The following is a 13,393-nucleotide window of genomic DNA, read 5'->3' as shown; positions in this document are numbered from 1 at the left end:
CCCGTTGGGCCGCGAAGCGGCCCCAAAGCAGTCAATTCGGTTAACCTGATACACCGCATCCGCAGGTTTTAGGGCTGCTTCGCAGCCCAGCGGGGATAAATCCCCTCGCCACAGATAGACCTCTTCCACAGATGGGCTGGGCAGGCTTTGAGCCTGTCTTCCTAGCCCGCCATCACTTCCCGAATATCCGCCGCCAATTCCCTTACCCGCGCCTCTTCCGTGTCCCATGAACACATGAAGCGTGCGCCGCCCTTGCCGATGAAGGTGTAGAAGCGCCAGCCCTTGGCGGTCAGTGCGGCGATGGCTGGCTCCGAGAGTTGCAGGAACACGCCGTTGGCCTGGACCGGGAACATCAGTTCCACGCCGGGAATGTCGCTGACCAGTTCCGCCAGCAATTGGGCGCAGTGGTTGGCGTGGCGGGCGTGCTTGAGCCAGGCCTGGTTCTGCAGCAAGCCGACCCAGGGCGCGGAGAGGAAGCGCATTTTCGAGGCCAGTTGCCCGGCCTGTTTGCAGCGATAGTCGAAATCCACGGCCAGGTCATGGTTGAAAAACAGGATCGCTTCGCCCACCGCCATGCCGTTTTTCGTGCCGCCGAAGCACAACACGTCCACGCCGGCCTTCCAGGTCAGGTCGGCCGGGGAGCAGCCGAGGAAGGCGCAGGCGTTGGAAAACCGCGCGCCATCCATGTGCAGGTTCAGCCCCAGTTCCTTGCAGGTGACGCTGATGGCGCGGATTTCATCCGGGGTGTAGACGCTGCCGACTTCCGTGGCCTGGGTCAGGGTCACGACCCGTGGCTTGGGGTAGTGGATGTCCTGGCGCTTGAGGGCGATCTCGCGGATCGACTCGGGGGTCAGCTTGCCGTTTTCGGTGCGCGCCACCAGCAGCTTGGAACCGTTGGAGAAAAATTCCGGTGCGCCGCATTCGTCGGTTTCGACGTGGGCGGTTTCCGAGCAGATCACGCTGTGATAACTCTGGCACAGCGAGGACAGGGCAAGGGAGTTGGCCGCCGTGCCGTTGAACGCAAAGAACACTTCGCAGTCGGTTTCGAACAAGGCCCGGAAATCATCCGCTGCGCGGTGGGTCCATTCGTCGTCGCCGTACGCGCGTTGGTGACCCTGGTTGGCTTCTTCCATGGCCGCCCAGGCTTCGGGGCAAATGCCGGAATAGTTGTCGCTGGCGAACTGTTGACTCTTGTCGGTCATGGCCTTGCTCCTGATATAGAGAGTCCTGGATAAAGAGATCCCTGGCGGAACGCCCGGATGGGGCGTTCCAAGGTTCGGCGTGCTTGGGTCCACAGCGCCGTGGTCGATACTGGTGCGCACTTTACCCAAGATTAGCGAGGGAACACACCGGATGTTTCTGTCAGGAAATCACAAGGTCATCGAGTCGCTTTACTCATGAGCAGGCGTGACGGTGCCTTGGACCTGCTCAAGTGGTTGGCGCTTTTGTCGATGGTCTTCGATCATCTGCGATATGTCGGTTTTTCCGTCGATTTGCTCTATGTGCCGGGGCGGTTGGCGTTCCCATGGTTCTGCTTGGCGATGGCGGCGAACCTGGCGCGCAGTGGTGCCAGCGCTGCTCCATGGCGGTACTTGGGCTGGCTGCTGTTATTCAGTGCCGTCAGCGAGATCCCCTACCGCTTGTTCATTCTCGACCCTTCCACACTGAACGTCATGCCGACGCTGGTGCTCGGGTTGCTTGTGGCGCGTTGTTGGCAAACGCCCACCCTGGAAGCCCGATGCCTGGCCGTGGCGGCGTTGCTGCTGGCGGCGCTGTTTTCGTCGCAGCTGATGTTCGGCTTCTTTGGCGTGCTGCTGCCGCTGGCGATGCTGCTGGTCTTCAGGCGTCCCTTGTACATGGCCTTGTTGCCGGGGCTGGTTTGCGTGGCGGCCAACCAATGGCGGGTGTTGTATGGCGCGGCATGGCTGGGGGATGGGGTGGCGTTGTGGGGCCTGGTGGCTTGCCTGATCGCGCCATGGCTTGGGTTGATGCTTTTACGACAGGCTGGTCGTTTTCATCCACCGCCCATGCGGCGCTGGGCCTACGGTCTGTATCCCGCGCATTTTTTGCTGTTGCTCGCGGTTCGCCAGATCGCCGCATAGCCCTGTGGGAGCAGCATTTTGGGAGCAAAGCTGTGGGAACAATGCCTGTGGGAGCAAGGCTTGCCCGCGATGAAAGCGACGCGGTCTCCCATGAACCGAGGCGCCTGGATCGCGAGCAAGCTTTGCTCCCACAGTGCTATCCCGCAGCCCTTGCTCTCCGACTCTTTGAGCGCATGTCGTAAACGCACCTTTGCGTGGCGTCCATAGGCATTTGACATGCCTGCGCCAGCCATACCATCGCATCCAAAGGGCACGACCGAACGGTCCGTGCCTCACCGAGACGAAAGGCGCACCGCCGCCGCTGGGAGAGACGCGATGTTCAGCAAGCAAGACCAAATCCAAGGCTACGATGATGCACTGCTGGCGGCGATGAACGCCGAAGAGCAACGCCAGGAAGATCACATCGAGCTGATCGCGTCAGAGAACTACACCAGCAAGCGCGTGATGCAGGCCCAGGGCAGCGGCCTGACCAACAAGTATGCCGAAGGCTATCCGGGCAAGCGCTACTACGGTGGCTGCGAGCACGTCGACAAAGTCGAAGCCCTGGCCATCGAGCGCGCCAAACAACTGTTCGGCGCCGATTACGCCAACGTCCAGCCGCACTCCGGGTCTTCGGCCAACAGCGCCGTGTACCTGGCCCTGCTGCAGGCTGGCGATACCATCCTGGGCATGAGCCTGGCCCACGGCGGTCACTTGACCCACGGCGCCAAGGTGTCGTCCTCGGGCAAGCTCTACAACGCGGTGCAATACGGCATCGACACCACCACCGGCCTGATCGACTACGACGAAGTCGAGCGCCTGGCGGTCGAGCACAAGCCGAAAATGATCGTGGCCGGTTTCTCCGCTTACTCCAAGACCCTGGATTTCCCACGCTTCCGCCAGATCGCCGACAGGGTCGGTGCCCTGTTGTTCGTCGACATGGCTCACGTCGCGGGCCTGGTCGCCGCTGGTCTGTACCCGAACCCGCTGCCGTACGCCGATGTGGTCACCACCACCACCCACAAGACCCTGCGCGGTCCACGTGGCGGCCTGATTCTGGCCAAGGCCAACGAAGAAATCGAGAAGAAGCTCAACGCCGCGGTATTCCCGGGTGCCCAGGGCGGCCCGCTGATGCACGTGATCGCCGGCAAGGCGGTGTGCTTCAAGGAAGCGGCGGAGCCAGGCTTCAAGGCCTATCAGCAGCAAGTGATCGATAACGCCCAGGCCATGGCTGGCGTGTTCATCAAGCGCGGCTACGATGTAGTGTCCGGCGGCACCGATAACCACCTGTTCCTGGTCAGCCTGATCCGTCAGGGCCTGACTGGCAAGGACGCCGATGCCGCCCTGGGCCGCGCCCACATCACCGTCAACAAGAACGCCGTGCCGAACGACCCGCAATCGCCGTTCGTGACCTCGGGCCTGCGTATCGGCACCCCGGCGGTGACCACCCGCGGCTTCAAGGTTACCCAGTGCGTCACGCTGGCCGGCTGGATCTGCGACATCCTCGACAACCTCGGTGATGCCGATGTCGAGGCCAACGTTGCCCAGCAAGTAGCGGCCCTGTGCGCGGACTTCCCGGTTTATCGCTGAGTCGGTTTTGGAGTAATGACTATGCAACGCTATTCGGGCTTCGGCCTCTTCAAACACTCTCTCAGCCATCACGAAAACTGGCAGCGGATGTGGCGCACGCCGACGCCGAAAAAAGTCTACGACGTGGTCATCGTCGGCGGTGGCGGGCATGGCCTGGCGACCGCCTACTACCTGGCCAAGGAACATGGCATCACCAACGTGGCCGTGGTCGAGAAGGGCTGGCTGGGCGGCGGTAACACCGCGCGCAACACCACCATCGTGCGTTCCAACTACCTGTGGGACGAATCGGCGCACCTGTACGAACACGCGATGAAACTCTGGGAAGGCCTGTCCCAGGACCTGAACTACAACGTGATGTTCTCTCAGCGTGGCGTCTACAACCTGTGCCACACCCTGCAGGACATCCGTGATTCCGAGCGTCGCGTCAGCGCCAACCGCCTCAACGGCGTGGACGGTGAATTGCTCACCGCCAAGCAAGTGGCCGACGAGATCCCGTACCTGGATTGTTCGAAAAACACCCGCTACCCGGTGATGGGCGCCACCGTCCAGCGTCGCGGCGGCGTGGCCCGTCACGATGCCGTGGCCTGGGGCTTTGCCCGGGCGGCGGACGCGTTGGGCGTGGACCTGATCCAGCAGACCGAAGTGATCGGTTTCCGCAAGGAAAACGGCGTATGCATCGGTGTGGAAACCAACAAAGGCTTCATCGGCGCCAAGCGCGTCGGCGTGGTGACGGCCGGTAACTCCGGGCACATGGCCAAGCTCGCGGGCTTTCGCCTGCCGATCGAATCCCACCCGCTGCAAGCGCTGGTGTCGGAGCCGATCAAGCCAATCATCGACAGCGTGATCATGTCCAACGCCGTGCACGGCTACATCAGCCAGTCCGACAAGGGTGACCTGGTGATCGGTGCCGGTATCGACGGCTACAACGGCTACGGCCAGCGTGGTTCGTACCCGGTGATCGAGCACACCATCCAGGCCATCGTCGAGATGTTCCCGGTGCTGTCGCGGGTGCGCATGAACCGCCAGTGGGGCGGCATCGTCGACACCACGCCGGACGCCTGCCCGATCATCTCCAAGACCCCGGTGCCGAACATGTTCTTCAACTGCGGTTGGGGTACCGGCGGCTTCAAGGCCACCCCGGGCTCGGGCAACGTCTTCGCTGCAAGCCTGGCCAAGGGTGAAATGCACCCACTGGCCGCGCCGTTTTCCATCGACCGTTTCCACAACGGTGCACTGATCGACGAACACGGCGCTGCTGCCGTCGCCCACTAACAGGAGAAATCCCTATGTTGCACATCTTCTGTCCTCACTGCGGCGAACTGCGCTCCGAAGAGGAATTCCATGCATCCGGCCAGGCGCACATCCCGCGTCCGCTGGACCCCAACGCCTGCACCGACGAGCAGTGGGGCGACTACATGTTCTTCCGCGATAACCCGCGCGGCCTGCACCACGAGCTGTGGATTCACGCCGCCGGTTGCCGCCAGTACTTCAACGCGACTCGCGACACCGTGACCTACGAGATTCTCGAAACCTACAAGATCGGCCAAAAGCCGCAATTCACCGACAAGGCTGACAGTCCGAAAGCGGCCGCACAGGCTCTGGGAGAGAAGGTATGAGCCAGATCAATCGCCTGTCCAACGGCGGACGGATCGACCGCAACAAAGTGCTGAGCTTTACCTTCAACGGCCAGACCTACAAAGGCTTCGAAGGCGATTCCCTGGCCGCTGCACTGCTGGCCAACGGTGTCGACATCATCGGTCGCAGCTTCAAGTATTCCCGCCCGCGCGGCATCTTCGCCGCCGGTGCCGAAGAGCCGAACGCGGTGCTGCAGATCGGCGCCACCGAAGCCACGCAAATCCCTAACGTACGTGCCACGCAACAGGCGCTGTACCAGGGTCTGGTCGCCACCAGCACCAACGGCTGGCCGAACGTGAACAACGACATGATGGGGATTCTCGGCAAGGTCGGCGGCAAGCTGATGCCGCCGGGCTTCTATTACAAAACCTTCATGTACCCGCAATCGTTCTGGATGACTTACGAGAAGTACATCCGCAAGGCCGCAGGGTTAGGTCGCTCGCCGACCGAGAACGATCCGGACACCTACGACTACATGAACCGTCACTGCGACGTGCTGATTGTCGGCGCCGGCCCTGCTGGCCTGGCTGCGGCATTGGCTGCGGCCCGCAGCGGCGCACGGGTGATCCTGGCCGACGAGCAGGAAGAGTTCGGCGGCAGCCTGCTCGACTCCCGCGAGAGCCTGGACGGCAAGCCGGCGACCGAATGGGTGGCCGCTGTTGTCGCTGAACTCAAGTCGATGCCGGACGTGGTACTGCTGCCGCGTGCCACGGTCAACGGTTACCACGACCATAACTTCCTGACCATTCACGAGCGCCTCACCGACCACCTCGGTGACCGTGCGCCAATCGGCCAGGTGCGCCAGCGCATCAACCGTGTCCGCGCCAAGCGTGTGGTGCTGGCGACCGGCGCCTGCGAACGCCCGCTGGTCTACGGCAACAACGACGTGCCGGGCAACATGCTGGCCGGCGCGGTCTCCACCTACGTGCGCCGCTATGGCGTGGCACCGGGCAAGAAACTGGTGCTGAGCACCAACAACGACCACGCCTATCGCGTGGCCCTGGACTGGTTCGACGCTGGCCTGCAAGTGGTGGCCGTTGCCGACGCCCGCAGCAACCCACGGGGTGCGTTGGTGGAAGAGGCGCGTGCCAAGGGCATCCGCATTCTCACCGGCAGCGCCGTGATCGAGGCGCGTGGCAGCAAGCGCGTCACCGGGGCACGTGTCGCCGCGATCGATGTCCGCGCCCACAAAGTCACCAGCCCCGGCGAGTGGTTGGACTGCGACCTGGTCGCCAGCTCTGGCGGCTACAGCCCGGTGGTTCACTTGGCTTCGCACTTGGGCGGCAAGCCGATCTGGCGTGAAGACATCCTCGGTTTCGTACCGGGCGAAGCACCGCAGAAGCGCGTGTGTGTCGGCGGCGTGAATGGCGTCTACAGCCTCGGCGACAGCTTGGCCGACGGTTTTGAAGGCGGCGTGCGCGCAGCCAGCGAAGCCGGTTTCAAAGCGGTCGAGGGCGTATTGCCCAAAGCCCTGAGCCGTCACGAAGAGCCGACCCTGGCGCTGTTCCAGGTACCGCACGAAAAAGCCACCGCACGGGCGCCGAAGCAATTCGTCGACCTGCAGAACGACGTCACCGCCGCCGCCATCGAGCTCGCCACCCGCGAAGGTTTCGAGTCGGTGGAACACGTCAAGCGCTACACCGCACTGGGCTTCGGCACCGACCAGGGCAAACTGGGCAACGTCAACGGTCTGGCCATCGCGGCTCGTTCGCTGAACGTGAGCATCCCGCAGATGGGCACCACCATGTTCCGCCCGAACTACACGCCGGTGACTTTCGGCGCGGTAGCCGGCCGGCACTGTGGGCACATCTTCGAACCGGTACGTTTCACCGCGCTGCATGCCTGGCATGTGAAGAACGGTGCCGAATTCGAAGACGTCGGCCAGTGGAAACGCCCATGGTATTTCCCGAAGAACGGCGAAGACATGCATGCCGCCGTGAAGCGCGAATGCAAAGCCGTGCGCGACAGCGTCGGCCTGCTGGACGCCTCGACCCTGGGCAAGATCGACATCCAGGGCCCGGATGCCCGCGAGTTCCTCAACCGCATCTACACCAACGCCTGGACCAAGCTCGACGTGGGCAAGGCCCGCTACGGCCTGATGTGCAAAGAAGACGGCATGGTGTTCGACGATGGCGTGACCGCCTGCGTCGCCGAGAACCACTTCATCATGACCACCACCACCGGCGGTGCGGCCCGCGTGCTGCAATGGCTGGAGATCTACCAGCAGACCGAATGGCCGGACCTGAAGGTGTACTTCACCTCGGTCACCGACCACTGGGCGACCATGACCCTGTCGGGCCCCAACAGTCGCAAGCTGCTGAGCGAAGTCACCGACATCGACCTGGACAAGGACGGCTTCCCGTTCATGACCTGGAAAGAAGGCCTGGTGGGCGGCGTGCCGGCGCGGGTGTTCCGCATTTCGTTCACCGGTGAGCTGTCGTACGAAGTCAACGTGCAAGCCGACTACGCCATGGGCGTGCTCGAGCAGATCGTCGAGGCCGGCAAGAAGTACAACCTGACCCCGTACGGCACCGAGACCATGCACGTGCTGCGGGCCGAGAAGGGTTTCATCATCGTCGGCCAGGACACCGACGGCTCGATGACCCCGGACGACCTGAACATGGGTTGGTGCGTAGGCCGGACCAAACCGTTCTCGTGGATCGGCTGGCGTGGCATGAATCGCGAAGATTGCGTGCGCGAAGACCGCAAGCAACTGGTGGGCCTCAAGCCGATTGACCCGAATGTCTGGCTGCCGGAAGGCGCGCAACTGGTGTTCAACACCAAGCAGGCGATCCCGATGACCATGGTTGGCCACGTGACTTCCAGCTATGCCCACAACTCCCTGGGTTATTCATTTGCCATGGGTGTGGTCAAGGGGGGCCTCAAGCGGATGGGCGAGCGCGTCTTCGCACCATTGGCCGACGGCAGCGTGATCGAGGCAGAGATCGTTTCTTCGGTGTTCTTCGATCCGAAAGGCGACCGGCAGAATATTTAACACTTAAGCCCTGTGGTGAGGGGCGTGTGGGAGCAAAGCTTGCTCGCGATGCAGGCGACACGGTAGCCGTAAGACCGAGTTATCGTTCATCGCGGGCAAGCCTTGCTCCCACAGCACCACACACCGGCAGGTCGAACAAGCATTCAGACAGGTGCTCCATATGACCGCAGTCAACGTGTACCAACAACGCCCAACCACCGGGGCCAAGGCCGAGTCGTCGCTGCACCATGCCGACCTCGCCAGCCTGGTGGGCAAGGGCCGCAAGAACGCCGGTGTGACCGTGCGCGAGAAAAAACTCCTGGGTCACCTGACCATTCGTGGCGATGGCCACGACCCGGCGTTCGCAGCCGGCGTGCACAAGGCCCTGGGCCTGGAATTGCCCGGTGCCCTGGCCGTCATCGTCAAGGGTGAGACCAGCCTGCAATGGCTTGGCCCGGACGAGTGGCTGCTGGTGGTGCCGAGTGGCGAAGAGTTCGCTGCCGAGAAAAAACTGCGTGAAGCGCTGGGCGATCTGCACATCCAGATCGTCAACGTCAGCGGCGGCCAGCAGATCCTCGAACTGTCCGGCCCGAACGTGCGCGACGTGCTGATGAAATCCACCAGCTACGATGTACACCCAAGCAACTTCCCGGTGGGCAAGGCCGTGGGTACGGTGTTCGCCAAGTCGCAACTGGTGATCCGCCACACCGGCGAAGACACCTGGGAACTGGTGATCCGCCGCAGCTTCTCCGATTACTGGTGGTTGTGGTTGCAGGATGCGGCGGCTGAGTATGGCTTGAGCGTCCAGGCCTGAAACACTGCAGTCCTTGTGGAAGCAGAACTGTGGGAGCAAAGCTTGCTCGCGATACAGGCGCTTGAGTTCCAGATAGACCGCGTTGTTTTTATCGCGAGCAAGCTTTGCTCCCACAGATAAATCCTCCGCCACAGGTTCTGTGTACGGCCGGGGGGTTATCCATAACAAACAGGAGTCACCGCAATGAGCCGCGCCCCGGATACATGGATCTTGACCGCCGACTGCCCCAGCGTGCTCGGCACGGTGGACGCGGTGACGCGCTTTCTGTTCGAGCAGGGCTGCTATGTCACCGAGCACCATTCCTTCGACGACCGGCTCTCGGCGCGTTTTTTCATTCGTGTGGAGTTCCGCCAGCCCGACGGTTTTGACGAGCAAAACTTCCGTGCCGGCCTGGCCGAACGCGCGCAAGCCTTTGGCATGGTCTTCGAACTGACGCCACCCAACTACCGGCCCAAAGTGGTGATCATGGTCTCCAAGGCCGATCACTGCCTCAACGATTTGCTCTACCGCCAGCGCATCGGCCAGTTGTCCATGGACGTGGTGGCCGTGGTCTCCAACCACCCCGACCTCAAGCCGTTGGCCGACTGGCACCAGATTCCCTACTACCATTTCCCCCTGGACCCGAACGACAAGCCGGCCCAGGAGCGACAGGTGTGGCAGGTGATCGAAGACACCGGTGCCGAGTTGGTGATCCTTGCCCGCTACATGCAAGTGCTGTCGCCGGAGCTGTGTCGCAAGCTCGACGGCAAGGCGATCAATATCCATCACTCGCTGCTGCCGGGCTTCAAGGGCGCCAAGCCATATCACCAAGCCTACAACAAAGGCGTGAAACTGGTCGGTGCCACGGCGCACTACATCAACAACGACCTGGACGAAGGCCCGATCATCGCCCAGGGCGTGGAAGTGGTGGACCACAGTCACTATCCCGAGGATTTGATCGCCAAGGGGCGGGACATCGAAGGGCTGACCCTGGCCCGGGCCGTGGGCTATCACATCGAGCGAAGGGTGTTCTTGAACGCCAATCGTACTGTCGTTCTTTAGGCCGACATCGCGAGCAGGCTCGCTCCCACGGAATAGGGGAGCACACAAAGATCCAATGTGGGAGCGAGCCTGCTCGCGAAGAGGCCCTCACAGACAACAAAGAAACAAGACACAAGCACTACCCGAGCAATCAACGCGCTGCCTGCCTGGGCAACGCAGTTCCATAAAAACAACAGCGAGGTGAAAGCATGTCTGGCAATCGTGGTGTCGTGTATCTCGGCAACGGCAAGGTCGAAGTACAGAAAATCGACTATCCAAAAATGCAGGACCCGCGCGGCAGGAAGATTGAGCACGGTGTCATCCTGCGCGTGGTCTCCACCAACATCTGCGGCTCCGACCAGCACATGGTGCGCGGCCGTACCACTGCCCAGACCGGTCTGGTCCTGGGTCACGAAATCACCGGTGAAGTGATCGAAAAGGGCAGCGACGTCGAGAACCTGAAAATCGGCGACCTGGTGTCGGTGCCGTTCAACGTGGCTTGCGGGCGCTGCCGTTCCTGCAAGGAGCAACACACAGGCGTCTGCCTGAGCGTCAACCCGGCCCGTGCCGGCGGTGCCTACGGTTACGTGGACATGGGCGACTGGACCGGCGGCCAGGCCGAATACGTGCTGGTGCCGTACGCCGACTTCAACCTGCTGAAGCTGCCGGATCGCGACAAGGCCATGGAGAAAATCCGCGACCTGACCTGCCTGTCCGACATCCTGCCGACCGGCTATCACGGCGCCGTCACTGCCGGCGTTGGCCCTGGCAGCACCGTCTACATCGCCGGTGCCGGCCCGGTTGGCCTGGCGGCCGCTGCCTCCGCGCGCCTGCTGGGTGCCGCCGTGGTGATCATTGGTGACGTCAACCCGGTCCGCCTGGCTCACGCCAAGGCCCAGGGTTTTGAAATCGCCGACCTGTCCCAGGACACCCCGCTGCACGAACAGATCGCTGCCTTGCTGGGCGAACCGGAAGTCGATTGCGCCGTCGATGCGGTAGGCTTCGAAGCCCGCGGCCACGGCCATGACGGCGTCAAGCACGAAGCCCCGGCCACCGTGCTCAACTCCTTGATGGGCGTGGTCCGCGTCGCCGGCAAAATCGGCATCCCTGGCCTCTACGTCACCGAAGACCCGGGCGCCGTCGATGCAGCAGCCAAAATGGGTAGCCTGAGCATCCGCTTCGGCCTGGGCTGGGCCAAATCCCACAGCTTCCACACCGGCCAGACCCCAGTCATGAAGTACAACCGCCAACTGATGCAGGCGATCATGTGGGACCGCATCAACATTGCTGAAATCGTTGGCGTACAGGTGATCAGCCTGGATGACGCGCCGAAGGGTTATGGCGAGTTCGATGCGGGCGTGCCGAAGAAGTTTGTGATTGATCCGCATAAGTTGTTCAGTGCGGCATAACGTTGTAGGCAAGACGGAAAAAGGGCGACAGAGATGTCGCCCTTTTTATTCAGCCCTACAGACGGCGGCTTTCCAGGACTGAAGCGTTTTTGATCGAGGTGATAGCTGGCACGTTACCGAACATACAAGGAGTCAACCGCTCACCCACCTCAGGATGGCTCCCGGATCGTTTATTCCGGCGTCACTCTCGTGGCCTGCATGCCTTTATCCCCCTTCTCGATTTCAAACGAAACGGTCTGCCTCTGTTTCAACGTTTTATAACCCTCGCCGGCTATCGCCGAGTAATGAACGAACAGTTCCTCGCCTCCTTTGCCGCAGGTAATGAAGCCATAGCCTTTCGCATCGTTAAACCATTTAACGGTTCCTTTGATTCGGTCGTTCATTTTTATTGTCCTGCTTGCCCGAATGAAGAAAGGCGCAGGGACTGTGGTTTGCCCAGAGCCTTGTTTTCGTTGTCACGACTGAGCTTAGAGGCCGTATGGACGGCTGCCTACTGTCAACATTGACAGTAGGCAATACTTGAGCGGGAGCAATCTCCCTCGCCACGGTTACTGCTGGGCAGTTGCGGTCTCGACCCGTTCGCAGAATTCAGGGTAGAAACCTTTGGCGCTAGGGCCTTGGCAATAGTTCTGCGCTTGGGCCAGGGCATCGCCGCTGAATTTCAGGTTGCGGGGCATGCTGGCAAAAGTGACGTAGCCATCCTGTTGCGTCTTGATCGCGTCGAAGCCCGGCATGTCATAGACCAGTTCCACGTCATCATCGGTCAGCAGTCGCGCCTTGACCGTCACTTGCGTGTATTGCTTGCCCTCTGGTGCGCCATTGAGCGCTGCCAGGCCGTGGCCGACAACGCGCAGCATGTGCGGGACCCAGGGCTCGCAGTCCTCCGCGCAAGCGCCTGGACGGTAAAGCACGGTCAGCGCTTGTTGATCGCGGCTTACCTCGGTCAGGGCCGGGTCAGAGCGCTTGATGCGGTGTTCGATGGTCAGCCAGGTCTTCTGCTCTTCACTCGTGCCATCGGCCAGTTCCGGGTTCAGCGGGCCGCGCTGGCATTCGTTGACACCCAGGGCGATGAGCATGCCGGTCAGGATGACCGCGAGGGTGGCGCCGCCGACTTTCACGTTCATGGGCAAACTCTGCTGGAGGAAGCCGCACTGTACGGTAATGGTGCAGGTGAGGGCTGTGAGCGGCGGTGCTGGAACAGTGACGCGGTTACCATTGCCGATCAATAGATCAAGTTGAAGTAGTCGCCGTCCATCAACCTGCACATTCGGGTATCCGGGCTTTCGCAGCGATTGCTCATCCACTTTGAAAAAGCCGGTTCCAGGATTTGTTGATCGTCCAACTTCAGATTGATCGCCCCGTATCTGCACGTGATGGTCGCACGGGGGGCTGTCTGTTCGTCCCCATCGTCCTCATGAATAACGTATTCGGCACCTTCGAACTGCAACGAGGTCGGGTCGACCACCTCCACCAGGCTTTCGCTTTTCCATTCACGCTCTTCCCGCTCCCCGACGGTGTAAACGTCTTCCAGCGATTCAATATCCCTGTGAATGTCAGTGACGGCGGGGCATGTTATTTCACCGGCATGGACGTGGCCGATGATCAGCAAAAGCAAGACCGCGCCTCCAGCCAGTATTTTTTTCATGTGCCAGGCTCCAGGGCTCAGTTCAACGATTCACGGCTTCGGTCGGGCGGGCTACTGTCAATGTTGGCTGTCATTTATGTCAATTTAGAACTGTGTATGGATATTTGGTAACTTTTGGCTATATAAAAAGACGCAGTTTTCGGTAAATCAGACGTTTCTGACGACCACTGAGGATTTTTCTGTAATGGCTATCGGCCATTCATGTAATACGTTTAGGAACAATCG

The 13,393-nt window shown here is 61.4% G+C and carries 12 protein-coding genes; 8 read left to right on the top strand and 4 right to left on the bottom strand.

The window, feature by feature from the left end; genetic code table 11:
• Positions 1–161: 161 nt before the first annotated feature.
• On the bottom strand, positions 162–1,202 hold the full coding sequence (locus DTP52_RS20935; RefSeq protein WP_109755038.1) for a low specificity L-threonine aldolase: 1,041 nt from the start codon (positions 1,200–1,202) through the stop codon (positions 162–164).
• A 195-nt stretch (positions 1,203–1,397) separates the two neighbouring features.
• On the opposite strand from DTP52_RS20935, the gene DTP52_RS20930 reads away from it, so the two are divergent.
• From DTP52_RS20930 to fdhA, 8 genes are all read left to right on the top strand, one after another.
• Complete coding sequence (locus DTP52_RS20930; RefSeq protein ID WP_109755037.1) at positions 1,398–2,102, top strand: TraX family protein; 705 nt, start codon at positions 1,398–1,400, stop codon at positions 2,100–2,102.
• A gap of 315 nt (positions 2,103–2,417) precedes the next feature.
• On the top strand, positions 2,418–3,671 hold the full coding sequence (gene glyA, locus DTP52_RS20920; RefSeq protein ID WP_109755035.1) for a serine hydroxymethyltransferase: 1,254 nt from the start codon (positions 2,418–2,420) through the stop codon (positions 3,669–3,671).
• 21 nt (positions 3,672–3,692) lie between these two features.
• Entirely contained in the window at positions 3,693–4,943 is a 1,251-nt protein-coding gene (locus tag DTP52_RS20915; RefSeq protein WP_109755034.1) for a sarcosine oxidase subunit beta, read from the top strand.
• Between the two features lie 14 nt (positions 4,944–4,957).
• Entirely contained in the window at positions 4,958–5,287 is a 330-nt protein-coding gene (locus DTP52_RS20910; protein WP_109755033.1) for a sarcosine oxidase subunit delta, read from the top strand.
• On the top strand, positions 5,284–8,301 hold the full coding sequence (locus tag DTP52_RS20905) for a sarcosine oxidase subunit alpha (protein ID WP_109755032.1): 3,018 nt from the start codon (positions 5,284–5,286) through the stop codon (positions 8,299–8,301). Before DTP52_RS20910 ends, DTP52_RS20905 begins: the two co-directional genes overlap by 4 nt.
• A 160-nt stretch (positions 8,302–8,461) precedes the next feature.
• Positions 8,462–9,094 carry a sarcosine oxidase subunit gamma gene (locus DTP52_RS20900; protein WP_109755031.1) on the top strand — a complete coding sequence of 211 codons (633 nt, stop codon included), beginning with the start codon at positions 8,462–8,464 and terminating at the stop codon, positions 9,092–9,094.
• 183 nt (positions 9,095–9,277) lie between these two features.
• A complete protein-coding gene (gene purU, locus DTP52_RS20895) occupies positions 9,278–10,135 on the top strand; it encodes a formyltetrahydrofolate deformylase (RefSeq protein WP_039590651.1) in 858 nt (285 codons plus the stop codon).
• A 188-nt stretch (positions 10,136–10,323) separates the two neighbouring features.
• Entirely contained in the window at positions 10,324–11,523 is a 1,200-nt protein-coding gene (gene fdhA / locus DTP52_RS20890) for a formaldehyde dehydrogenase, glutathione-independent (RefSeq protein WP_109755030.1), read from the top strand.
• A gap of 170 nt (positions 11,524–11,693) precedes the next feature.
• Here the strand turns inward: fdhA and DTP52_RS20885 are convergent, their stop codons facing one another.
• The 3 genes from DTP52_RS20885 to DTP52_RS20875 form a co-directional block, all read right to left on the bottom strand.
• Positions 11,694–11,906: a cold-shock protein gene (locus tag DTP52_RS20885; RefSeq protein ID WP_109755029.1), complete on the bottom strand. Its 213-nt coding sequence runs from the start codon at positions 11,904–11,906 to the stop codon at positions 11,694–11,696.
• Positions 11,907–12,071: 165 nt separating this feature from the next.
• Entirely contained in the window at positions 12,072–12,647 is a 576-nt protein-coding gene (locus tag DTP52_RS20880) for a hypothetical protein (RefSeq protein ID WP_109755028.1), read from the bottom strand.
• A gap of 98 nt (positions 12,648–12,745) precedes the next feature.
• Positions 12,746–13,168 (bottom strand): DUF3757 domain-containing protein, encoded by a 423-nt coding sequence (locus tag DTP52_RS20875; protein ID WP_109755027.1) that lies wholly within the window; start codon positions 13,166–13,168, stop codon positions 12,746–12,748.
• Positions 13,169–13,393 lie beyond the last annotated feature (225 nt).

The organism is Pseudomonas sp. 43mfcvi1.1 (genome assembly GCF_900115935.1).
GTDB classification, from domain to species: Bacteria; Pseudomonadota; Gammaproteobacteria; order Pseudomonadales; family Pseudomonadaceae; genus Aquipseudomonas; species Aquipseudomonas bijieensis.
This window is presented reverse-complemented; position numbering and strand designations above follow the sequence as displayed.